The 22,947-nt window shown below is 59.6% G+C and carries 21 protein-coding genes, 1 tRNA gene and 1 rRNA gene; 15 read left to right on the forward strand and 8 right to left on the reverse strand.

The genetic code is table 11. The features are described from left to right. Positions 1-47 precede the first annotated feature (47 nt). Positions 48-1,217: a hypothetical protein gene (locus Q4S41_RS20675; protein WP_305033036.1), complete on the forward strand. Its 1,170-nt coding sequence runs from the start codon at positions 48-50 to the stop codon at positions 1,215-1,217. A 64-nt stretch (positions 1,218-1,281) separates the two neighbouring features. Here Q4S41_RS20675 and lpcA read toward each other — a convergent pair whose 3' ends face one another. From lpcA to Q4S41_RS20700, 5 genes are all read right to left on the reverse strand, one after another. After that, the gene (gene lpcA / locus Q4S41_RS20680; RefSeq protein WP_305033037.1) at positions 1,282-1,875 is read right to left on the reverse strand and encodes a D-sedoheptulose 7-phosphate isomerase; all 594 of its coding nucleotides are present in this window, start codon (positions 1,873-1,875) and stop codon (positions 1,282-1,284) included. 141 nt (positions 1,876-2,016) lie between these two features. Further along, positions 2,017-2,523: a hypothetical protein gene (locus Q4S41_RS20685; protein WP_305033038.1), complete on the reverse strand. Its 507-nt coding sequence runs from the start codon at positions 2,521-2,523 to the stop codon at positions 2,017-2,019. A 173-nt stretch (positions 2,524-2,696) separates the two neighbouring features. Continuing rightward, entirely contained in the window at positions 2,697-4,538 is a 1,842-nt protein-coding gene (locus Q4S41_RS20690; protein WP_305033039.1) for an ABC transporter ATP-binding protein, read from the reverse strand. A gap of 19 nt (positions 4,539-4,557) precedes the next feature. Continuing rightward, on the reverse strand, positions 4,558-4,908 hold the full coding sequence (locus Q4S41_RS20695; protein ID WP_305033040.1) for a hypothetical protein: 351 nt from the start codon (positions 4,906-4,908) through the stop codon (positions 4,558-4,560). A gap of 3 nt (positions 4,909-4,911) precedes the next feature. Continuing rightward, on the reverse strand, positions 4,912-6,789 hold the full coding sequence (locus Q4S41_RS20700; protein ID WP_305033041.1) for a capsule assembly Wzi family protein: 1,878 nt from the start codon (positions 6,787-6,789) through the stop codon (positions 4,912-4,914). A gap of 249 nt (positions 6,790-7,038) precedes the next feature. Here Q4S41_RS20700 and upp point away from each other — a divergent pair, with 249 nt between their 5' ends. Both upp and Q4S41_RS20710 read left to right on the forward strand, forming a co-directional pair. Further along, positions 7,039-7,746 carry a uracil phosphoribosyltransferase gene (gene upp, locus Q4S41_RS20705; protein WP_305033042.1) on the forward strand — a complete coding sequence of 236 codons (708 nt, stop codon included), beginning with the start codon at positions 7,039-7,041 and terminating at the stop codon, positions 7,744-7,746. 194 nt (positions 7,747-7,940) lie between these two features. Further along, complete coding sequence (locus Q4S41_RS20710; protein WP_305033043.1) at positions 7,941-8,324, forward strand: small multi-drug export protein; 384 nt, start codon at positions 7,941-7,943, stop codon at positions 8,322-8,324. Positions 8,325-8,461: 137 nt separating this feature from the next. Here the strand turns inward: Q4S41_RS20710 and Q4S41_RS20715 are convergent, their stop codons facing one another. Then, positions 8,462-9,871 carry a DEAD/DEAH box helicase gene (locus tag Q4S41_RS20715; RefSeq protein ID WP_305033044.1) on the reverse strand — a complete coding sequence of 470 codons (1,410 nt, stop codon included), beginning with the start codon at positions 9,869-9,871 and terminating at the stop codon, positions 8,462-8,464. A 212-nt stretch (positions 9,872-10,083) separates the two neighbouring features. On the opposite strand from Q4S41_RS20715, the gene Q4S41_RS20720 reads away from it, so the two are divergent. From Q4S41_RS20720 to Q4S41_RS20730, 3 genes are all read left to right on the forward strand, one after another. Then, positions 10,084-10,159 (forward strand) — tRNA-His (locus Q4S41_RS20720). Positions 10,160-10,265: 106 nt separating this feature from the next. Next, entirely contained in the window at positions 10,266-11,207 is a 942-nt protein-coding gene (locus Q4S41_RS20725) for a PfkB family carbohydrate kinase (RefSeq protein WP_305033045.1), read from the forward strand. Positions 11,208-11,277: 70 nt separating this feature from the next. Then, on the forward strand, positions 11,278-11,520 hold the full coding sequence (locus Q4S41_RS20730; RefSeq protein WP_305012943.1) for a hypothetical protein: 243 nt from the start codon (positions 11,278-11,280) through the stop codon (positions 11,518-11,520). A gap of 71 nt (positions 11,521-11,591) precedes the next feature. On the opposite strand, the gene Q4S41_RS20735 is transcribed toward Q4S41_RS20730, so the two are convergent. Next, on the reverse strand, positions 11,592-13,325 hold the full coding sequence (locus Q4S41_RS20735; protein WP_305033046.1) for a M61 family metallopeptidase: 1,734 nt from the start codon (positions 13,323-13,325) through the stop codon (positions 11,592-11,594). A gap of 141 nt (positions 13,326-13,466) precedes the next feature. Here Q4S41_RS20735 and rpmH point away from each other — a divergent pair, with 141 nt between their 5' ends. The 3 genes from rpmH (at position 13,467) to Q4S41_RS20750 (ending at position 15,951) form a co-directional block, all read left to right on the forward strand. Beyond that, positions 13,467-13,625, forward strand: a complete 159-nt coding sequence (rpmH, locus tag Q4S41_RS20740; RefSeq protein WP_046246180.1) for a 50S ribosomal protein L34 — start codon at positions 13,467-13,469, stop codon at positions 13,623-13,625. 155 nt (positions 13,626-13,780) lie between these two features. Continuing rightward, positions 13,781-14,230 carry a ribonuclease P protein component gene (locus tag Q4S41_RS20745; RefSeq protein ID WP_305033047.1) on the forward strand — a complete coding sequence of 150 codons (450 nt, stop codon included), beginning with the start codon at positions 13,781-13,783 and terminating at the stop codon, positions 14,228-14,230. 26 nt (positions 14,231-14,256) lie between these two features. After that, positions 14,257-15,951: a S41 family peptidase gene (locus Q4S41_RS20750; protein ID WP_305033048.1), complete on the forward strand. Its 1,695-nt coding sequence runs from the start codon at positions 14,257-14,259 to the stop codon at positions 15,949-15,951. 51 nt (positions 15,952-16,002) lie between these two features. Here Q4S41_RS20750 and Q4S41_RS20755 read toward each other — a convergent pair whose 3' ends face one another. Further along, a complete protein-coding gene (locus Q4S41_RS20755) occupies positions 16,003-16,353 on the reverse strand; it encodes a suppressor of fused domain protein (protein WP_305033049.1) in 351 nt (116 codons plus the stop codon). Between the two features lie 237 nt (positions 16,354-16,590). Here Q4S41_RS20755 and tsaB point away from each other — a divergent pair, with 237 nt between their 5' ends. From tsaB to Q4S41_RS20785, 6 genes are all read left to right on the forward strand, one after another. Continuing rightward, positions 16,591-17,292 (forward strand): tRNA (adenosine(37)-N6)-threonylcarbamoyltransferase complex dimerization subunit type 1 TsaB, encoded by a 702-nt coding sequence (gene tsaB / locus Q4S41_RS20760; RefSeq protein ID WP_305033050.1) that lies wholly within the window; start codon positions 16,591-16,593, stop codon positions 17,290-17,292. Positions 17,293-17,373: 81 nt separating this feature from the next. After that, positions 17,374-17,901: a DUF2480 family protein gene (locus Q4S41_RS20765; protein WP_305033051.1), complete on the forward strand. Its 528-nt coding sequence runs from the start codon at positions 17,374-17,376 to the stop codon at positions 17,899-17,901. 147 nt (positions 17,902-18,048) lie between these two features. Next, entirely contained in the window at positions 18,049-19,413 is a 1,365-nt protein-coding gene (locus Q4S41_RS20770; RefSeq protein ID WP_305033052.1) for an APC family permease, read from the forward strand. Between the two features lie 54 nt (positions 19,414-19,467). Then, positions 19,468-20,727 (forward strand): hypothetical protein, encoded by a 1,260-nt coding sequence (locus tag Q4S41_RS20775; RefSeq protein ID WP_305033053.1) that lies wholly within the window; start codon positions 19,468-19,470, stop codon positions 20,725-20,727. Between the two features lie 66 nt (positions 20,728-20,793). Beyond that, on the forward strand, positions 20,794-22,125 hold the full coding sequence (locus tag Q4S41_RS20780) for a serine hydrolase (protein ID WP_305033054.1): 1,332 nt from the start codon (positions 20,794-20,796) through the stop codon (positions 22,123-22,125). A 663-nt stretch (positions 22,126-22,788) separates the two neighbouring features. Next, positions 22,789-22,947: ribosomal RNA gene (locus Q4S41_RS20785) — 16S ribosomal RNA — on the forward strand; the annotation flags it as partial.

The raw sequence follows: 22,947 nt of genomic DNA on the forward strand, positions 1-22,947 counted from the left end.
TCGGGCGCGAATTATTTTTGCCCCATCGTTCATCCATGCTTCCTTCTATGAAAAAACTGTTTACTCTCTGCTTGCTGGCGGGCAGCGCAACGGCTTCTGCGCAAAGCCCTATCACCATTACCACTGCCCAATTTCCGGCCACGGCGGCTACCGTCGACCGCTTCCAGCCCGCCACTGCTACCGGCCTGACGGCTCCCCAAACGGGCGCCAACCGCACCTGGGACTACCGCAGCCTCACGCCGCAGGGCGCCGTGGTGGCCAGCCCCTATGCGGCAGTGACTGGCACGCCGCCCTTTGCCGGCAGTGTTCGCACGTATACCTTCTCGCTGGCGCTCGGGCCGTTCACCATCCCGGCCACGGCTTACCAGGGCTTCGATGCGGCGGGCTTCAGCCAGCTCGGCTCCGCGCTTTCTGCCCAAACCTTCCCGCTGGCAACCATAACGGGCGGCCCGAACGACGTGCTCACCATTCCGGCTCAGAACATTGTCGTGAATACGTTGCTCGTGCCGCTGCCGCTCAGCAGCACGAGCCGGGTGGTGCGGGCCAGCCGCGTGCTCAACAACTCGCTGCTCACGGTGCAGGCCTTCGGCATCAGTCAGGCACCGCTGCGTTACGTGCAGCGCGTCACCACCGTCGACTCGGTGGCCGGTTGGGGCACGTTGCGCGTGCCCGTGGCTGGCACCACCACCGGCTCGGCTGCCATGCCGGTGCTGCTGGTGCAGCGCCGCTACATCGAGCAAGACAGCTTCTACCTGAGCGGGCAGCCCGCGCCGGCCGTGCTGCTGAGCGCGCTGGGCCAAACCCAGGGTAGTATCAGCCGTTCTTTCACACAGTATTTCTACCGTCAGAATTCCGCTCAGTACATGCTGGGCCTCAGCTATCCCGACGCCAGCTTCGGGACACCAACCGCCGCCGCTTATTCGGCCGAAACCAACCTGGCCCTGGCCGCCACCGCCCCGCGTGAAGTGGCTGCCGGTGGCCTCACGGCCTGGCCCAACCCCGTGGCCCGGGGTCAGGCGCCGCATTTTTCACTGGCCAACGTGGCGGCTGGCCAGCTGCTCCGACTGACGCTGCGCGACGCTACTGGCCGCGTGGTAAGCCGCGTCGTGGCGCCCAATGGCCAGCCAATGGCATGGCCTGCGCTACCCGCCGGCCTGTATCTGGCCGAAGCCGAAGCAGCAGGAATCCACGCCAGCCGCCGCGTGGTAATAGAATAGCCGCCGCGCCCGGTTGGTTAATTCACGAAAAAAGGCCGCTTGTGAGCGGCCTTTTTTGTGTGGTTTAGGCTGTAATGACCAGCTTCTCAATCAGCAGAATCAGGATGTGAATCACCTTGATATGGATTTCCTGAATTCGGTCGGCGTAGCCAAAGTGCGGCACGCGGATTTCTACGTCGCTTAGGCCGGCCAGCGCCCCGCCGTCCTTGCCAGTGAGGGACACGACTTTCATGCCGAGCTCCCGGGCCGCCTCCGCAGCACGCAGGATGTTGGGCGAGTGGCCGCTGGTGCTGATAGCCAGCAGCACATCGCCGGGCCGGCCCAGGGATTCCACGAAGCGGCTGAACACGAACTCGAAGCCGAAATCGTTGGCCACGCAGGTCATGTGCGAGGCTTCGGTGAGGGCGATGGCGGCCAGGGCGCGCCGGTTTTGGCGGTAGCGCCCGCTGAGCTCTTCGGCAAAATGCTGGGCGTCGCAAAGGCTGCCGCCGTTGCCGCAGGTAAGGGCCTTGTTGCCGGCGCGCAGACTGGCGGCAAATACTTCAGCCGCGGCGGCAATGCGGGCCAGGTTCGCCGGGTCGGCCAGAAACTGGTCGAGCACGGAGCGGGCTTCGTTGAGCTCGGCGTGAATGAGGTCGGAAAGGCGAGCGTCGGGCACTGTGGGTGGAAGTGTTGTTCGAATTGAGAAAAAAGCCTGTCTTCCTGAGTGCAGCGAAGGACCTTATCGCCGTTAAACGACTAACGTTCGAACATGATAAGGTCCTTCGCTGCGCTCAGGATGACAAACATATATTCATAACTAAGCCAGCGGCGGACGCTCGGCGGGCGGCGTGTTGGTCAGGCTGGGGTCGCTCTGCGGGAAAGTGGGATTGGGCAGGTGGTCGGGCGTCCGGTATTCGGTGGCACTCACCGGGCCGGCCGCCTGGCCTTGGATGGGCTGAGCCGGCAGGGGCTCGTTCAGCGTGCGGCCGTCGATGGTGCGGGCACTGGGCACACCCACGGGCGTGGCGGCGCGCTGCTGGTGGTCGTAGAGCTTGGCTTTGAGCTCGTTGATTTTGTTTTCCTGCTGGCTCACCGAGCGGCGTAGCAGCACGCTGTCCAGGTTTTCGGTGATGAGGTGCAGGGCCAGCAAGCCAGCGCCAATCAGAAACAGGGTGTAGTAGAAGCTGCGCTCTTTTTCCAGCACCGACAGGCCCGAACCCATGTCCATCAGGGTGGTGCGCACGGCCGGGGCCAGCACAAACAGCAGCGCCAGCAAGAGGTAAACCATTACGGCGACGGTAACAATGCGTTTGAGGGCGAGCATGGCGAAAAAGTTGGTTGAGGGCGAAATATAGGGGTTTACGAGAAGTTGGGGGTAGACCGTCATGCCGAGCGCAACCGAGGCATCTCGCTTGGGCTGTTAACTCAACGATTGGGCTAGTGGCGGCACGCGAGATGCTTCGGCTGCGCTCGGCATGACGGTCGTTTTGCCCTGCTTCACACCAGCGCGGCGTTGGTTTGCATGGAGCTCAAACGCTGGTACACGCCGCCCTCGCGCCGCACCAGCTCGTCGTGGGTGCCGCGCTCCACGATGCGGCCGTGCTGGAGCACCACAATTTCGTCGGCGTGCTGCACGGTGCTCAGGCGGTGGGCGATGACGAGCGAGGTGCGGTTTTGCATCAGGCGCTGCAGGGCTTCCTGCACCAGCTTTTCGCTTTCGGTGTCGAGGGCCGAGGTGGCTTCGTCGAGAATCAGAATGGGCGGGTTGCGCAGAATAGCGCGGGCAATGCTCAGGCGCTGCCGCTGCCCGCCCGAGAGGCGCGAGCCCCGGTCGCCGATGAACGTCTGGTAGCCTTCGGGGCTGGCCGCGATGAACTCGTGGGCGTTGGCGATGCGGGCGGCTTCCATCACTTCAGCCTCGGTGGCCTGGGTGTTGAAGCGGATGTTGTTGAAAATTGTGTCGTTGAAGAGGATGCTTTCCTGCGTCACGATGCCCATCTGGTCGCGCACCGAGTGCAGGGTGCAGGCGCGCACGTCGTGGCCGTCGATGAGAATCTGGCCGGCGTTGGGGTCGTAGAAGCGGGGCAGCAGGTCGGCCAGGGTGCTTTTGCCGCCGCCGCTGCTGCCCACCAGCGCCACCGTCTGGCCTTTTTTGATGGTCAGGTTGATGTCGAACAGCACCGGCGTTTCGCCGTAGCTGAAGCTGAGGTTCTGAAATTCGATTTCGCGCTCGAAGGGCGGCAAAACGGCCGCATCGGGCCGGTCGCGGATGGCCGGCTCGGTGTCGATGATGCTCAGCACCCGCTCGCCGGCCACCAGCCCGCGCTGGATGTTGCCGAACGAGCTCGACAGCGCCTTGGCCGGCGTGAGCACCTGCGAAAACAGGATGATGTAGCCGATGAACTTGGCCGCCGTCAGGTCCGACTGCCCGCCCAGCACCAGCATGCCCCCAAAATAGAGCAAGCCGGCCACCACCGTCACGCCCGCAAATTCGGAGAAGGGCGAGGCCAAATCCCGGGTGTTGTCGATGTTGCGCGAGGTGCGGGCGTACTGGTCGTTCTGGTCCATGAACTTGCCCAGAATGTACCGCTGCGCATTAAAAGCCTTGATGACGCGTACGCCGCCCAGCGTCTCGTCAATCACCGAAAGCATGGTGCCCAGCGTTTTCTGGCTCAATTTGGCCTGCTTGCGCAGCCGCTTCGACACCGAGGCGATGATGCCGCCCGAAATCGGCAGCAGAATCAGCGAAAACAGCGTGAGCTTGGCCGACATCGTGAAGAGCACCACGAAGTAGAACACAATGGTCAGTGGGTCGCGAATGACGCCCGTCAGCGTGTTCACCACCGAGGTTTCGACTTCCTGCACGTCGTTGGTGAAGCGCGACATAAGGTCGCCCTTGCGCTCGCCGCTGAAAAAGCTGAGCGGCAGCTGCAGAATGCGCTGGTACAAATCGAAGCGCAGGCCCCGAATGACGCGGGCCCGCACCCGGGCAATGAGCCGCAGGCTAAGGTAGCGAAACAGGTTGCTGAAAAACACCGACACCACCACCGACCCGCACACAAACGAAAGCGCCCCCATGCGCCCGTAGGCCGCAATTACCTGCCCGAAATAATAGTAAAAGGCATCCGTGACGTAGCTGACGCTCAAGGCAAAGTGCGGCAGCGCCTTTGGTATCTTCGTCGCCGTCTCGGTCTGGTTAAACAGCACGTTGAGCAGCGGAATGATGAGCGTGAAGTTGAAGATGCTGAACACGATGGTCAGCACCGTCAGCACGAAGTACAGCGGCAGAAAGTCGGCGTAGGGCCGCGCGTACTGCAGGATGCGCAGGTAGGTTTTCATGGCGTAAAAAGAGGTGCCGTTAAGGACGCCGGAACTCAGCAGTTACTTCAATTAAGCCCTGAATATGCTGGTTGAATTCGGCCAATTGTTCGGCCGGCACCCATAGCTCGTTGTGTTGGGCGTCGCCCACGTTTTGCACCGGGAACTGGCTTAGGTAAGCCGTCTCGACCGCAAACCGCACCACGTAGCCCACGCCGTAATAAGGCACGTTCCAGTCGCGGCTGATTTGGTTAGCGTAATCCTCGTTTGTGACCGGGTAAAAAATGGGTTGTTCCGGCAGGCGCGGCGGAAAGGCCCGCCAGCCGCTGGCCGCAATCAGGTCCAGTTCCTGTTGGTTAACCGGACGAAATAAATCGGTGGTGTTGGCCATGATTTAAAATTCGTGCAAGCGCTGGGCAATGTTCCAGCGCAGGGCCAGCGAGGCGTAGGTTTCGTTGCCGTTGAAAGCGGGCGTGAGGGTGTAAGTCTGGTGCCGGGCAATGAGCTTGGCGTCGAGAAACAGGTTGAGGCGCGGCTGGTAGGTGGCCGTGAAATCGGCGTGCAGCAGGCGGCTTTTGTTGCCCTGGCCCACGCGGTTGCCGTATTCCATGGGGTGCTGGTTGTATGAAATCAGTGCGTTGCCGCCGTAGTTCACCGGCGTGCCGTTGGCCAGCACATCAAGGCCCTGCTCCGAGTAGAAGGCCTTGCCCACCAGCATCAGGCGGGGCAGCGGCTGGTAGCTGAGCACGCCCAGAATCTCAGCCAGGTTGGCGCCCATGGGGTGGGCCAGGGGCTGCTGGTAGTTGGTGTAGGAGGTGTAGGAATCTTCGTGCTGATACGTGTAGGGGCGGATGTAATTGAATTCCACCTGCAAGTCGAGGTTGCGCAGGCCGGCCACGTCGATGTACTTGGCGCCCAGCTGCACCGCCTGCTTATTGGACCACCAGCCGTTGCCCGCCCGGATTTCGCTCAGCTTAAACTCGTCCAGCACCAACTGCCCGTACAGCTGCGCCGTGTGCAGAATGTTCCATTTGAAATCGAGGCCAAGCACGGCGTTGTCGGCCGAGCCCACCTGCTGCTCCACGGCCCGATAGAAGATGACCGGGTTCAGGTACTGCAGCTCAAAGCCCTGGCGCTGGCGCACAATTTTGCCGTTCACAATGGTGCTGTCGATGCCCCGGCCGCCCAGCACGGTGCTCTCAAACACGCCGATGTTGAAATTCGGCGTCACGTCGAAGCTCAGGTGGTGCAGGGCCAGATACTTTTTGGGGTACACCGCGTCGGTGGGGCTGCCGGCGGCGTCGTAAGTGCGCTGCGCCGTGAGTTCGGCAAACAGGTTCTGGTAGTTGAATTTCCAGACGCGGGTGTTCACCTTCAGGAAGAAATACGGTGCGCTGTAGTCCGACAGAATCAGCGAGCGGTAACCGTTGCCGATGAAGTTGCGGTCGTGGGCCAGCTGCAGGTTGATGTGCTTGCCGGCCGCGTAGGTGATGCCGCCCCGGGCCGTGAAAAAGTCGTACTGGCTGCCGCCCACGGTCTTAAAAAACTTCCAGTAGCCTTCGTGCGGCACTATCCGGTCGCGCTCGATGCGCGTCTGCACGTAGCCCGGCACGGCCTGCTGGTTGTCGGCCAGGAAGGTGTAAAAACCCAATTTCTGGTCAATAGTGCCTTCCAGCTGCACGCCCCGCGTGCTCACGTAGCGCAGGCCGCTCAGGTCGCTGTCCTTGCCGCCCTGCAGCAGCAGCACGGGGTTCACGCGGAGGGTGAAATCCTCGGTTTCGACGTGGTAGAGGTCGGTCTGGTTACGGTAGAAGTAATCCAGAAACGGCTTGGTACTTTCGTTGAGCGCGGCGCCCCGCCGGCTGTTGGCCCAGTTGTCTTTCAGCAGATATTGGGCATTGAACCGGTCGGCCCGCGAAAGGCTGCCACCCGAGCGCGCCGCACTGTCCGGCGAGAGCATGCGCTCGCCGAGCCGGGCCACGGCGGCGCGGGTGTAGGGGCGCACGCTGGTGTGTGGGTCGTGCAGCGAGTCGGGCCCGAACTTGATGGCGTAGCGGTCAATTAGGCGGTAGGTGTCCAGGTCGTAGGGCACGTAGTTGGCGCCCTGCGTGGTCTTGATGGGCGGCGGTGCCGGTTCGGGCACGGGCCCGTCGAACACCACCCAAGGCGATTTTTCGGCCGGAGCGGGCGCTGTCGTCGGCGGCACCGTTTGGGCCAGCGTGGGGCCCGCCAGCAGCGCCAGTCCAGCGCCCAAAAGCAAAGGTTTATGCATAAATAGAGATAATGCTTCTGATAAAGTAACCCGGCACCTTCGGCCCGCAGGCTCCGGCGGCAATTTTTTAACAAACCTACGCAGGCCATCGTTGGCAAGGAGGAGCCCGGGCTCGCCGGGGCCAGCCCAGTGGGCCTTACCAATAAGACGATTTCGCCGCCCGTTTCTTGCCTGCCGCCGGTTTTTGTGCCAACTTCGGGGCCCCTGCCGGGTTCTGTTTCCCAGCGTCACCATCCTTTTCCTTTTCGCATGGCCACTGCTCCGCTCTCCACTGCTGCCGCCTCGGGCCCTTCCGAAGCAGCCAACGCCCTGGCCAACATCCACGTGGTGTGCGCCGAGCCCAGCATCGCCAACCATTTCCTGGCCGAGCTGCGCGACAAAGACGTGCAGAAGGACAGCCTGCGGTTCCGCCGCAACCTGCAGCGCCTGGGCGAAATCATTGCCTACCGCATTAGCGCCCACCTCAGCTACACCGACAAAACCATCCAGACGCCGCTGGCCGAAACCACCGGCAAGCTGCTGCACGATTTCCCCATTCTAGCCACCGTGCTGCGCGCCGGCCTGCCGTTTCACCAAGGCTTTCTAAATTATTTCGACCAGTCGCCCAGCGCTTTCGTGGCGGCTTACCGCGTCGAGGGCACCGCCCAGGTGCAGGTGCAGGTCGATTACCTCTCGGCTCCCAGCCTGGATGAGCGGGTGCTCATCCTCGCCGACCCCATGCTGGCCACCGGCAAAAGCCTCGTGCAAACCTACCGGGCCATGCTGCGCTTCGGCACGCCGCGCCAGGTGCACATTGCGGCCGTCATTGCCTCGCCCGAGGGCCTGGCCTACGTGGCCCGCGAAATCCCGGAAGCCAACCTTTGGGTGGCCGCCATCGACGAAAAGCTCAACGAGCAGGCCTACATCGTGCCCGGCCTCGGCGACGCCGGCGACCTGAGCTACGGCAGCAAGCTGTAGCCCAACGGGCCTGCACGCGGGAATTTGTCGGGCAAATTGAACCCTGGCCCCTCGAAATGGGTATCTTTGCCACGCGCCCACCCCGCGTTTGTTGCCCCCTTCCACCGCCCGTTTTTCGTCAGCCCGTGCTTCATCCCGCCCTTAAATGTGCGTCTGTGTTCCTGTTGAGCACGGTCAAATTTTTGGGCGGCCCGTTGGCCGGGGCTTCCATGGGCCTGCACTTCTGGCAAACGCTGGCCCTCACCGTAGCCGGCATGATGACCAGCGTGTTCATCTTCTCAGGTGTGGGCCGCGCTTGGATGCAGCACCGCCAAAAGCAGCGCCGCCTGCGCCGCGAGCCCATCTTTACAAAACGCTCACGCAACATTATCAAAGTGTTTCGCAAGTTTGGGATGGGCGGCATTGCCTTCCTCACGCCCATTCTGCTGTCGCCCATCGGTGGCACGGTCATCGCCACGCTGCTGGGCGTGCCGCGGCAGCGCATCCTGCTGCACATGTTTCTGAGCGCGCTGTTCTGGGGCTCGGCCCTCACGTTTGCCAGCATCCACTTCGGGCACCTGCTGCACCACGGGCATTAGGACAGAATTAGCAATAAAAAAGAACGTCATGCTGAGCGCAGCCGAAGCATCTCTACCTCAGTAGTAAATAATTACTTGTGCGGTAGAGATGCTTCGGCTGCGCTCAGCATGACGTTCCGGTTTTTACGTTCTAGTTCTTATCGTCCTCGCCGCTTCAGGGCCTTCACGCCGGGGTTTGAGCCGCCTTTTTTGCCCACGAAAGCTTTGGCGCCCTTGGTGCTCTTCTTCTGGCCTTCTTTGAAGGGCTTGCCGGTGCGCTTGTCGATGGTCACGCCGGGCTTAATCCACTCCTTGCGGTCATGGAATGCCCCTTTAAACTCGGGGTCCAGCTTTTTGCGGCGGTCGTCGAGCTCACGGCCCATTTTCTGCTTTTCCTCGAAGGGCGTTTCTTCCACCACCACTTCCTCAGGCAAGGGCAGGAGCTCAATTTTCTGGTTGATGAGCGCCTCAATCTCGCCGATGTGCACCATCTCGGCCTCATTGGCGAAGGTGATGGCCGCCCCGATGTGCTGGGCCCGGCCCGTGCGCCCGATGCGGTGCACGTAGTCGTCGTGCACAATCGGCACGTCGAAGTTGATAACGTGCGTCACCTGCGGCACGTCGATGCCGCGCGCGGCCACGTCCGTTGCCACCATGTAGCGCACCTCGCCGGCTTTGAAGGAGTCCATGCTGTTCATGCGTGCGTTCTGGCCCTTGTTGCCATGAATCACGCGCACCTCGCCGGCCGGCGCCTTGCGCTCCAGGAAATGGGCTACCTGGTCGGCGTGCTGCTTAGTGCGGCAGAAAAGCAGCACCCGCGTCATGGTATCGATGTCGCGGTAGAGCAGGAAGTGCAGCAGGTTGATTTTGGTGAGCAGGTTGGGCGCCTCGTACAGCACCTGGCTCACCGTGGAAGCCGTTTTGGCCGGCGGGCTCACCTCCACCCGCACCGGAAATTCCAGAAATTCCTCGCTCAGCGTCGTCACCCGGTCGGGCATGGTGGCCGAGAATAGGGCGTTCTGCCGTTTGCGCGGGATAATTTCCAAGATGCGCCGAATCTGAGGCATGAAACCCATGTCCATCATTTTGTCGGCCTCGTCCATCACGAAGGTTTTCAGGTCGGTCAGGCGCACCGCGCCTTTCAGGTAAATTTCGAGCAGCCGGCCCGGCGTGGCCACCAGCACGTCGAGGCCCTGGGCAATGGTTTCAATCTGGGTTTTCGGCCCCAGGCCGCCGTAGATGGCGAAAATGCGCAGGTCGGTATTCACGGCCAGCGCCTTGAGGTGCGTCTCAATCTGCATGGCCAGTTCGCGCGTCGGCGCCAGCACCAGCGCCCGCGGGTTGGTGCCCTGGGCGTATTTCACCTTCATCAAAAGGGGCAGGCCGAAGGCGGCCGTTTTGCCGGTGCCCGTTTGGGCGATGCCCAGCACGTCGTGCCCGGCCAGTAGCAGCGGAATGGTTTGCACCTGCACCGGCGTGGGCTCGGTGAAGCCCGCCTCGGCCACGGCGGAAAGGAGTTGTTTGTTGAGTTTGAAATCGTTGAACGATGGGGTGGTATTGGGTTCCATCCGGCAAAGGTCGGCATATTGAATACATCTGTCATCCTGAGCGCAGCGAAGTACCTTATCAAGCCAGAGCAACGTGCCATCCATAATTGGTCCACTGCAAGCCGTTCAGCGGCGATAAGGTCCTTCGCTGCGTTCAGGATGACAGAAGGCTAAAGAACTTTTTTTGCTCAATCCCGCTTCTTTTTCTATCTTTGCACCACCAAAACAAACCTGGTAGATATAGCTCAGCTGGTTAGAGCGTCGGATTGTGATTCCGAAGGTCGTGGGTTCGAGCCCCATTATTTACCCTCCAAAGAAAGTCCCCGGAATTATCCGGGGACTTTTTTGTTGCTTGCAATGAATCCGTTTTAATGCGGCTTTAATTCGAACGTTTTATTCATCACATTTTACCTGCATGAGTCTGCTCGTCATCGGCAGCGTCGCATTCGACGCCCTGGAAACGCCTTTCGGCAAAACCGATAAAATCATCGGCGGTGCTGCCACCTACATCAGCCTTTCGGCGTCGTATTCGCTGAAACCCGTAAAACTGGTGGCCGTGGTGGGCGACGATTTCCCGCAGTCCGATATCCTGCTGCTCGAAGAGCACGGCGTGGACGTGGAGGGCCTGCAAATCAAGGAAGGCGAGAAGTCGTTCTTCTGGTCGGGCATTTATTCCAAAGACTTGAACTCGCGCGAAACCCTCGTGACCGAGCTCAACGTGCTGGCCGATTTCGACCCCATCATCCCCGATGCGTATCAGGACTGCAAGTACCTCATGCTGGGCAACTTGGCCCCGCAGGTGCAGCGCCTCGTCATTCAGCGCCTCGTGAACCGGCCCAAGCTGATTGTGATGGACACCATGAACTTTTGGATGGACATCGCCCTCGAAGAGCTCATTGCCACCATCGAAATGGTGGACGTGCTGAGCATCAACGACGAGGAAGCCCGCCAACTCTCCGGCGAGTACTCGCTGGTGAAAGCGGCCAAAAAAATTATGGCGATGGGGCCGAAATTCCTCATCATCAAGAAAGGCGAGCACGGCGCCTTGCTTTTCCACAAAAACAAGGTCTTCTACGCCCCCGCACTGCCGCTGGAAGAGGTGTTCGACCCCACCGGTGCCGGCGACACGTTCGCGGGCGGCTTCATCGGCCACCTGGCCGCTACGGACGACATCAGCTTCGAAAACATGAAGCGCGCCGTGATTCACGGTTCGGCCATGGCCTCGTTCTGCGTGGAGAAATTCGGCACCGAGCGCCTGCTCAACCTCACGGATGAGGAAGTAGAAGCCCGCGAGGCCCAGTTTGCCGAGTTGGTGAAAGTGGTGCCGGCTTCGGCCGTGGCCAACGTGCCGGCCTAGGTTTCCCGAAGGCAACTTTTTGGCGGCGGAAGGGTACAACTACTCATCTTCCACTCAACCACCTTCCGCCATGGGACACGCCAAAAAAGACACCGACCTGCAGAACGAAAAAACGTCTGTGAACCCGGCCGCTAATACCAAAAAGAAAAGCACCCAAGTGCAAAGCCCGAACACGATGGACGTTTCCGCTCACGGCAACACCACCGACGGCAACAGCGCCGGCCACGGCGTCGACAACATCCGCAACAACCCGCAGGGCAACCGCCCGATGTCCGTTAGCGGCGGCAAAGGCCCCGGCAAACAGGGCAACTAGTCGTTGCGAAATCAACAGAAAAGGCCCCGTCGGATTCGTCCGGCGGGGCCTTTTGTATTTCCTGAATCAGGCTAAAATTCCCAGCCTAGCCACTGCTGATACCCGCGCTTCTGCGCCTCATCGGCCGTTTCCAGCTTGTCTACCACGTAGCGTTGCCCGAAGCGGATGCCCGGCCTAGCGGCCAGCGTCACCGTTAGCAGCCGGTTCTGGCGGAACACACTCACCTCGTAGGCTGATTCACCTGAACTGAGCAGGTTTTGCAGGTTCATGTCGACGCGGCGGCCGTTCACAGCCACAATTTCATCGTCCACGGTCAGGGCCGCGGCGGCGGGCGAGTTGGGCCAGATGGCGCTTACCTCCGTGCGCTCATTCTTCACTACCGTGCGGAAACCGAAGTGGCCTTCCGAAGCCGAGGTGTTTTCGCCCACCAGCAACTGGCAGCCCACCGTGTGTAGCACGCGGTCGAGCGGTTCCTGCAGCGGCGCGGTGCCGTAGATGAACTTGTCGAAATAGGCATGCATATCGCGCCCAGCCACCTCGTTCACAAGGCGCACGTAGTCCTCCTCCGTGTAGCCGATGCCGGTTTTGCCGAACTCCTCGTTCAGCCGCCGCATCACGTCATCGAGGCTGCGGGCGTGGCCGGAAAGCTGGCGGATGGTCAAGTCCAAGAGCATAGCTACCAGCGCACCCTTGTGGTACACCGACACCTTGCGGTCGGGCACGCCGGGCTTATAGCCGTCCAGCCAGAGGTCCATGCTGGCGTCGGCTAGCGAGAGGTTGTCGCCGCCGGCATCGTCGTAGTGCTTGCGCAGCACGATGTTCAACTCCTCAAAATACTGCGCCGGGCTGCGCACGTGGCTGCGGGCCAGCAGGTACTCGCCGTAGTACGTCGTGATGCCTTCCGCAATGAAGCAGGTGCGGAAGTAGTTCTCGCGGCTGTAGTCGTAGGGCTGCATCTCGGCCGGCCGGATGCTCTTGATGTTCCAGGTGTGGAACAACTCGTGGCAGCTCACGCCCAGCAATTCCTTGTACAGGCCCTCGCTCATAATCAGTTCGGCCGGTCCCAGCGTAATTACCGTGGAGTTGTTGTGCTCCACGCCGTGGTAGTGCTTGTAGGGCAGAAACTGGTTCAGGAAGTGGTAATCTGCCACCGGAAAGCCGCCGAATAGCGTCAGCTGCTCCTCTGAAAAGGCCTTGAAGTCGGCCAGCAGCTTCGGCCAGTTCACCAGCGCCTCGCCCTGCACCCAAACGTGAAACGGCAGGCCTCCGGCCTCGTATTCTTGGTGCGTGAGCGCAGGGCTGGCAATGAGCGGCGAGTCGGCCAGCTGGTCGAAATTCTGCGCCGAAAGCACATTCGGTGCGGTTTGCTTCAACCCACACGCCACCTGCCAGCCTTCCGGCAGCGTCAGGGTCAGCTCGCAGTCCTCCAGTTGCCGGCCTTCGGCGTACATCAGCGCCTGCACGGGGTTCAGGTACAGCTGCGACTCATCGAGCCAGGAGCCACCGGCGTCCATTTGGTGGGCGTAGAATTGGTAGCGCACCCGCACGGTGCGGCCGGCCGCGTGGGGTACCTCCCACCGGTCCTTGGTGAGCTTGCGGTAGGGGAGGGGCTGGCCGGTGGCAACGTCCTCAACCACCACGCGTTGAATCTTCTGGGCGAAGTTCTGCAGCTCGTAGCGGCCGGGGCGCCAGGCGGGCAGCTGAAGTTCCAGCGGCGCCTGGGCATCGGCGGCCACATCCAGTGTGAGCTCGATTTGCAGGTAAAACGTGAGGGGATTCTCGTAGGAAACGCGGTAGTGAATCATCGCCAAAACGGTATAAATGGCCTTAAAACTACTGCCTACGTGCCCGTCATCGTAAAAGTGGCTGAGGCCCTTGCCTTTTCCAGCCAAAGCCCGTACCTTTGCCGGCCCAACTCGAAACTCGTCTTTTTAAGATTCCTTGATATGAAACGTACCTATCAGCCCTCGAAGCGCAAGCGTGTGAACAAGCATGGCTTCCGTCTGCGCATGGAAACCGCTAACGGCCGCAACGTGCTGGCCCGTCGTCGTGCCAAAGGCCGCAAGCGCCTCACCGTATCCGACGAAGGCAAGCACAAGCGCTAGTCTTTTTAGCCGTTAGCCGAAAGCTTCTGGCTGGTAGCTAACAGATTGCCGCATTGCTGAGACAGCGTCACGCTGTCGTGGCAATGCGGCTTCGCTATTTTTGGCCACGCCAGAGTGGTTTTTGCCGCCACAGCAGCGGCCGATAGACAAGCACCGTGACCGAGCCAACAGCTAACGACGCTCCGCTAACCGCTAAGCGAAAATATACCTTTCCCAAAGAGGAGCACCTGTGCCGCAAGAAGCTCATCGAGGAGCTTTTCAGCAAGCAGAGTTCCTCTTTCGGCGTTTACCCGCTGCGGCTGGTCTGGATAAAAGCGCCCGCACCCACCACGGCCCCGCCGCAGGTGCTCATCAGCGTGAGCAAGCGCACCTTCAAGCGGGCTGTCGACCGCAACCGGCTCAAGCGGCTTATTCGGGAGGCGTACCGGCTCAATAAATATCGGCTCACCGAGCAACCAAATGGGCACCAAGTCGCTCTGCTGGGTATTATCTTCACGGGAAAGGAAAAAAGTCCACTGGCCCTGGTGGAAAAAAAATTAATTTCCGGTATTCTTCGTTTGATGGGCACGACTGTTGAGGCATCCGCCTCGCCGCCGGCCCCGTAGATTCGCCTCGCCGCTATCCGTTCTGTATGACTATCCGCAAAAAGCTACTCGCTACCCTGGCCTTGAGCACGCTGGGTTTGGTTTCCTTCCGCGCCGCCTCCGACAACGAGCGGTACTTCGAAATCGCCAAGAACCTGGACATTTTCGCCACGCTCTTCAAGGAAGTCAATACCTATTACGTCGACGAGATAACGCCCGCCAAGCTGGTGAAAACCGGCATTGACGCCATGTTGCGCTCGCTCGACCCCTATACTAATTACATTCCGGAAGACGACATCGAGGATTTCCGCACCATGACCACCGGGCAGTACGGCGGCATTGGGGCCTCGGTGGCCAAGCGCAACGGCAAGGCCGTGGTGATGAGTACTTTGGAGGGGTATCCGGCCCAGAAAGCCGGTTTGCTGCCCGGCGATGAGCTGCTGGATATCAACGGCGTGGTCATCGATAAAAAGTCGAGCTCCGACATCGGCAAGCTCCTGAAAGGCCAGGCCAATTCGATGGTGAAGCTGCTGGTGACGCGCTACGGCCAGGAAAAACCCGTGCAAATCGACGTTGCCTTCGATAAAATCCATCTGGACAACGTGCCTTACACCGGTATGATTTCCGGCGATGTGGGCTACTTCCAGCTCGGCGGCTTCACGGTGGATGCGGGCAAGGAAGTGCGCGCCGCTGTGACCAAGCTCAAGGAGCAGGGCGCGAAGAAAATCGTGTTCGACATCCGCGACAACCCCGGCGGCCTGCTGAACGAGGCGGTGAACATCTCCAATCTCTTCATCGACAAAGGCCTCGATGTGGTGAGCACCAAGGGCAAGGTGACGGAGTGGAACAAGACCTACAAGGCCCTCGACCAGCCGCTCGATACCCAGATTCCGATTGCCATCATCACGAGCAACCGTTCGGCGTCGGCGTCCGAAATCGTGTCGGGCGTGCTGCAGGACTACGACCGCGCCGTGGTGGTGGGCGAGCGCACCTTTGGCAAGGGCCTTGTGCAGGCCACCCGGCCGCTGAGCTACAACTCGCAGCTGAAGGTGACCACCGCCAAGTACTACATTCCGAGCGGCCGCTGCATCCAGGAAATCGACTACGCCCACCGCAGCGAAGATGGTACGCTGGGCAAATTCCCCGATTCGCTGCGCACAGCCTTTAAAACCACCGCCGGCCGCACCGTGTACGACGGTGGCGGCGTGGCCCCCGATATTGAAGTGCAGGACCGCGAAATTGCGGACATCACCCGCATCCTGCTCCAGAAGAACTACCTCTTCGACTACGCCACCCGCTACCGCGCCGAGCATCCGACCATTTCGCCCGCCCGCCAGTTCAAGCTCTCGGATACCGATTACCAGAAGTTTGTAACTTACCTGCAAGGCAAGAACATCAGCTACAGCACCGACGCTGAAAAGGCCCTTACCGACCTCAGCAAGAAGGTGAAAGAAGAAAAGCACTACGACGACGTGAAGCTGGAGCTCGAAGCCATCCGCAAGAAAGTGACCGTGAACAAGGCCAACGACCTGCAACGCTTCAAGCCCGAAATCAAGGAATTGCTGGAGCAGGAAATCGTGTCGCGCTACTACTATGAAAAGGGCCGCACCGAAGCCGGCTTCGACGACGACCCCAACATCATCGCCGCCGTGGCCGTCCTGAACGACCCCAACCGCTACGCCGCGCTGCTGAAGCCCACGGGCCAGGCCGCCAGCGCCCGCAAGTCGGCGGGGACGAAGTAATTTTGAGTTGCGTTAAGTAGAAAAGCAGGCGCTGAAAGGTGCCTGCTTTTTTCATGCACAAGAAGCACGCTGTCTATTAAGATAATCCAGTCCACAATCTTCAAAGCGTTGCTCCAACGCATCCCATCCGTTCTCAATCTTGTAATCTCGTTCACTTTCTGTAATCGGCAGCAGCCAAAGATTACGCAAGTGCCCATCCTTGAAATTAAAAATTTCTAAAGCCTCGCCATCCATATAAGGAAGCGAAATGAAGCCGAAGCAGCAGGTGGAATCATCTTGCCAAGGCCGTCCGAAATTGACAGTATGATGTAAGCCGAGAGGCGTGTTATTCCGGTGGAAGGAAGCAGTGATAGTGAGCAACTCAATCAGCGTCGAATCTTGCTTATTAGAAAAGACATGCAACTAAATCAAGTTGGCTGGATTATCGGTTGACATTCCAAGCGTAGAGTAAATCCAGAAGTCGTGCTTTTCCGATGGCGTAAATTCCAATACAGAAAAGTCCTCTGACATTTTCTTAATCGGGTCTGGAATCTGGCCTTTCTTATCAGTGCTTGTGCCCCAGTTCGTTTCTAAGTGCTGCTTGAGCAACTCCAGATTATACATCTTCAATAATTTTGCGCCGGAAATTTCAAATCTACATTGAGCAAATCCCTCCTCCTCTCCCTCGAAACCTCGTCTCCCGTCTGCTCCGTTGCCCTGCACCGCGTGGCCGACGGCTCCTTGGTCGGCCAGTCCGAGCTGCGGCTCGATAAGTCGCACTCCACCCACCTCACCGTGCTCATCGAGCAGCTGCTCGCCAATACCGGCCACCAACTGGCCGACCTCGCCGCCGTGGCTGTAAGCGACGGGCCCGGTTCCTACACCGGCTTGCGCATCGGTGGGGCTGCCGCTAAAGGGCTATGTTTTGCGCTCGATATTCCGCTGGTGGCCGTGAGCACGTTGCGGGCGCTAGCGGCGCAGGTGGCGGCCGGCACTGCCCGCCCCGAAAATCACCTATTCTGCCCTATGCTGGATGCCCGGCGGCAGGAAGTATACGCCGCGCTGTACACCCACGATGGCCGAGAGGTACTAGTGCCCACCCCCCTCATCCTCGACGCCGACACGCTGGCCGAACAATTGGCCCACCATTCCGTGTTATTCTTCGGTCACGGCGCGGCTAAGTTTCAGGCCTTGCTGGGAGAACAACCTAATGCTGGTTTCCTGGCGGGCATTGAGCCGTCGGCTATTTCGGTGGGGCAGTTGGGCGTAGCTGCATTTCACCGGCAGCAATTCCAGGACGTAGCGTACTACGAACCGTTTTACCTGAAAGAAGTGTACACAACCACGCCGAAAGCGAAGTAGCGCGGACTTTGTAGTCCGCGAATCAGCGAGACTGAACATTCATTATTAAATACGCGGACTACCAAGTCCGCGCTACATCCAATGGAACCTCTCTTCGTCAACCGCGTCGCCAACTCCGGCCTCGTCACCCTCAACTTGGAAGAGTTTATTCACCCCGGCGAGCGGATGGTGTACGATATTAAAGACAACCTCTTCCACGGCCTGATGCTGCGCGAAAAGGACTTCCGTGAGTTCGTGAAAACCAACGATTGGACGCATTACGACGGTAAAAACGTCGCCATCATCTGCTCGGCCGATGCCATTGTGCCCACCTGGGCTTACATGCTGCTCGCTACCAAACTCCAAGGCCACGCCCACCGCTATGTCTTCGGCAACCTTGATGCCTTGGAGCAATCGCTGTTCGACGAAGCCATCGCTGCGATTGATACCGAAGAATACCGCGACGCCAAAGTAGTGGTGAAAGGCTGCGGCGACAAGCCTGTGCCCACCTTCGCCTACGTGGCCATCATGCAAAAGCTACTGCCCGTCACGAGCAGCATCATGTACGGCGAGCCGTGTAGCACCGTGCCGCTCTACAAAAAGCCCAAAGCCGCTAGCATAGCCGAGTAGGCGGACCGGTTCGGTTGTCATGCTGAACGCAGTGAAGCACCTTATCACGTTATAACAAGTTGTTCAGACGAGGTAAGGTGCTTTACTGCGTTCAGCATGACATACCAGATGCTCAACAGGCGCAATAATGCTTCGCATCTTTGCACCATGCCCGAGCTTACCCGAACCCCTTATAAAATCACCTTCCTCACCGGTGCGGCTATCGTCATTGCCAACATGGTGGGCACGGGCGTTTTCACCAGCCTCGGTTTCCAGGTGCTGGGCATCCAAAGCGGCTTTGCGCTGCTGATGCTATGGCTGGTGGGGGGCCTCATCGCTCTCTGCGGAGCCGTGAGCTATGCCGAGCTGGCTTCGGCCATGCCCCGCTCGGGCGGCGAATACCACTACCTGAGCCAGATTTATCATCCTGCGCTGGGGTTCCTCTCGGGCTGGGTGTCGGCCACGGTGGGCTTTGCAGCCCCTACCGCCCTAGCGGCGCTGGCCCTGGGCCAATACGCCAAAAGCGTGTGGCCAGGCTTGGAGCCGCAGTGGCTGTCGGTGGCCGTGGTACTGGCCTTGTCATTGGTGCACGGCAGCAGCACCCGCGTTGGCAGTCGCCTCCAAATCATCATTACCGCCCTCAAAGTAGGTGTGCTGGTGGTATTCATCGGCGCGGGCATGGTGGTAGGGGAGGGGCAGCCCATCAGCTTCCGGCCCGATGCCGCCGGCTGGCGCGCCCTGCTCAGCCCCGCCTTCGCCGTGAGCCTCGTGTATGTGAGCTACGCCTACTCTGGCTGGAATGCCGCCGTGTACGTGACGGGCGAAATCGAAAATCCGAAGCGCAACCTCTCCCGCATCTTGTTGGCCGGCACCGCCGTAGTGCTTCTATTATATGTAGGGTTGAACTATGTGTTCCTCCGCTCCACGCCAATGACGGAATTGGTGAGCGGTGCCAAAGCCGTTTTTCCGCAGCCATTAGAGGTTGGTTTCGTGGCCGCCACTTCGCTGTTTGGGGATGCCGTGGGCCGGCTGATGGGCGGCGTTATCGCTGTTCTACTGGTTTCTACCATCAGCTCAATGATTTTCGCCGGACCGCGCATCGTGCAAACGATGGGCGAGGACATTCCGGCCTTGCGTTTCTTAGCACCAAAAAGCCGGGCCGGTATTCCCGTCCGTGCGCTGCTACTTCAGACAGGTATCACCCTGCTGTTTGTTGTGAAGCCAGGTTTTCAATCGGTACTGGTTTACGCTGGCTTTGTGCTAAACCTGTTCACCTTCCTCACCGTGCTGGGTTTATTCGTCCTGCGCATCCGCCAGCCCGCTTTGCCACGCCCGTATCGCGCCTGGGGCTACCCCATTACACCCCTTATTTTCCTCGGGCTGAGCGGCTGGACGCTGGCCTTCATCCTGCGCGACAAACCGCTGGAGTCGCTCTACGGCCTGGCTACTCTGGTAATCGGGGCGTTGGTCTACTTCCTCACCACGCGCCCGGCAGCTTCCCCGGCAGCCCCCAAGGGTGAAGCGCTTCCGTAACTTGCGGCTTCATTGGATGCTTCGGCAGCCTGCCGTCACACTTTATATAGTATAATGTCCCTTCGCACCGCCGCGCTTCGGCTCCTGCCCGCCGCCCTGCTCTTGCTCTCCGCTTGCTCCGAGTCGAACACCAAACAGGAAACCGCGACTTCCGTCAGGAAAGAAACCATGGCCAGCACGGCCGATGCTATCGATTCCACCAAATCGCCCGTCGCCACCTCGGCTAAAACTGCTGCCGTCCCCAAGCCCACCGCCACCCCCGATACCGCCTACGCGCAGGACGTCGCCCTCTTCCTCGGCGGCCTCCAGCCCAGCCAGCACAGCGACCTCACTGCCCTGGCTGCCACGCCCGCTTGGCAGGCCTTCGCCAAAGACCAGGACAAAAGCTGGGATAAATACCGCGCCACGCACACCACGCGCATGATCCAGTGGGCCAACACCGAACTGGATTCCGTGCACGCCAACAGCCCCACAATCTTCTACCCCTTCAGCGGCCCCGATTTCCTGAACGTCTTCACGATGTTCCCTACCAGCCAAACCTACGTCCTGATGGGGCTCGAACCCGTCGGCAGCATTCCCGCCCGCACCTCGCTCGAAAACCCCAAGCTCCTGCCCGCCGTCAAAACCTCGCTCTGGTCGGTGCTCAATTTCAGCTTCTTCCGCACCAACGACATGGCCGTCGACCTGAAATCGGTCGAACTCGACGGTGCCCTGCCGTTGATGATGCTCTTCGCCGCCCGCACCGGCAACCAAATCACCGCCATCCGCCCCGTCCAGCTCAATACCGCCGGCCAGCTCCAGGATGCCCCTAAAGACACCACCCAAACACCCAACCCGAAAGCCATTCCCGGCGTCGAAATGAAGCTCCGTGGCCCCGACGGCCAACCCAAAACCGTCTACTACTTCTCTGCCGACCTCAGCGACTGGAAGCTTACCTCCAAAAGCGCCCCGCTGGAATTCGTGCGCCACCTCGGCCCCCTCACCACCTACGTGAAGTCGGCCACCTACCTCATGCACAAGTCGTATTTCAATAAAGTGCGCCGCACCGTCCTCCGCCGCAGCCGCTACATCCTGCAAGACGATTCCGGCATCGCTATGAAGTACTTCCAGAAAGGCGCTTGGCAGTTCAACTATTACGGCACCTACCGCCGCCCCATCAACCTCTTCGCTAAGCAATACCAGCCCGAACTCACCGCCGCCTACCGCGACACCCTCCACAAACCCAAGCCGCTCCCCTTTGGCACCGGCTACAACTGGCGTCAAACCGACTCCAACCTAATGTTGGCCAAACGCCTGGTTCCCTTGGCCGATTAAATAACTCGAAAACTGCCCCACAGGGCCGTGGTGGCAACATCACGGCCCTTTTTATTTCGATGTTCTATGAAAACCTATCACCAATCTTGCCCCACCTTATACTATATAATAGGAGCGGCTATTCTATTGACGATAACAACCCTAACCGCAAAAAGTCGTCTGGCACCCCCTCTCCACAGGAGAGGGGGCTGGGGGGTGAGGTTAACGCCAGGAGAATCCCCAATACTAGACTCCCTAATCCAAACCAATCCCATATTAAAGAGAGTCGCTACCAATCCCCAATACGAACTCCAAATCATCTACACCCAAATCAACCGCGACGCCCAAAACCGTCCCACCTTCACCCCCCACACCTACCACCTCAACCCCCAGCAATACTTCAACCCAGCCAGCTTAGTCAAACTCCCCGTCGTAGCGCTCTCCCTCGAAAAGCTTAATGACCTCAACAAACCGGGAGTCACCCGCCGCACCATCATGGCCACCGGCACCGCCTACCGCTGCCAGACCCCCGTCCCCTTCGCCGCTCCCGCCGACAGCGACCGCACCGCCACCGTCGGCAACTACATCAAGCGCATGCTCCTGGTAAGCGACAACCTCGCCTACAACCGCCTTTACGAATTCCTCGGCCAACGTCCCCTTAATGAGCGCCTCGCCCAACTCGGATACCGCAACGTCCGCATCACCCGCCGCTTCGCCCCCTGCGACACCGCCGCCAACCGCCACACCAACCCCATCAGTTTCCACACCCCCCAAGGCGACACCTTATATAAGCAGCCCGCCCAATACAACTTTATCGCCTACACCAGCCCCCTCGGCCGCGTCCTAAAAGGCCGCGCCCACCAGGCCGGCCGCCGCATCATCCCCGAACCCTACGATTTCACCACCGCCAATCACCTCCCGCTCCCCGCCATCACCGCCCTCCTCCAAAGCATCCTCTTCCCCGAATCCGTCCCGACCTCCCAGCGCCTCCGCCTTACCCCAACCGATTACGCCTTCCTCCGCCGCTACCTCCACGCCACTCCCCACGAGTCCGGCTTCCATCCCTACGCCCCCGCCCGCTACTTCGACGCCTACAAAAAATACCTCTACTACGGCCGCAACCCCGAAATCCCCCACCAATCCACCCTCCGCATCTACAACATCGTCGGCATGTCGCACGGCTACCTCGCCGATGTCGCCTACTTCGCTGACTCCCTGCACCAGTCCGAATTCCTCCTCAGCGCCGTCCTATACGTCAACCAAGACGGTATCATCAACGACGGCGCCTACGAATACGACAGCATCGGCCTTCCATTCCTCGCCCAACTAGGCCACCAAATCCAGCAATACGAGTCCCAACGCCCCCGCCAATACCGTCCCAACCTCACCGAATTCTTCGCCCCCGAACCAATCCGCTAAAAATTTCTAAAAGTCTCCTACTGTATAAGTCGCTGATTCCAAATGCCCCGTCGCGCCAAAGCCGCCGCCGCTACGTCTGCTCTTAACAAAAGTTGCTCGTCACCCCTTGCTGTCCCAAAAAATCCTCCTACTTTTGCACTCCCAATCGCCAACAGGGCATCGGGTTCTGCCAAAGCAACTGCTCCAACAGAAATTTGACCAGTAAGGAACTTCGTGCTCGCCGTACTTGTATTGCCCGCCGTGCCGCTTCGCAAATGCCTTCGAAAATTAAAGTTCGGAAGCCCTTGTGAAAGCCGAAAAAAGTTTCTTACCTTTGCACCCCGCTTCAACAGGAGGCGGCTACGGATTGAAACGCGAAACGAAGAAAAAATAAAATTTTTCGCCTTTTGCTTGTCGGTTCAAAACTTCTGCTTACCTTTGCACTCCCAATCGCAAGAAGGGAAAATAAGAGGAAGAAAAACAGGCTGCTAACAGCCACACTATCACCTCAAATGGAAGTGATACACGTTCTTTGAATGGTTGGAAAAGACAAATAGTAAGGACTACAAGTCGCAAGACAAGTAGTAGAAATTACAAGCGTAACACGAATACACAGAACTCGTCAAGACGAGTCGGATTCGCACTCGACATCAGCCCTGCTTCGGCAGGGTGTAGAAGAATTTTACAATGGAGAGTTTGATCTTGGCTCAGGATGAACGCTAGCGGCAGGCCTAATACATGCAAGTCGAACGGTGGTAGCAATACCATAGTGGCGCACGGGTGCGTAACGCGTAGCCAACCTACCCGAATCTGGGGGATAGCCCGCCGAAAGGCGGATTAATA

This window comes from Hymenobacter convexus, from assembly GCF_030580955.1.
Lineage (GTDB): Bacteria > Bacteroidota > Bacteroidia > Cytophagales > Hymenobacteraceae > Hymenobacter.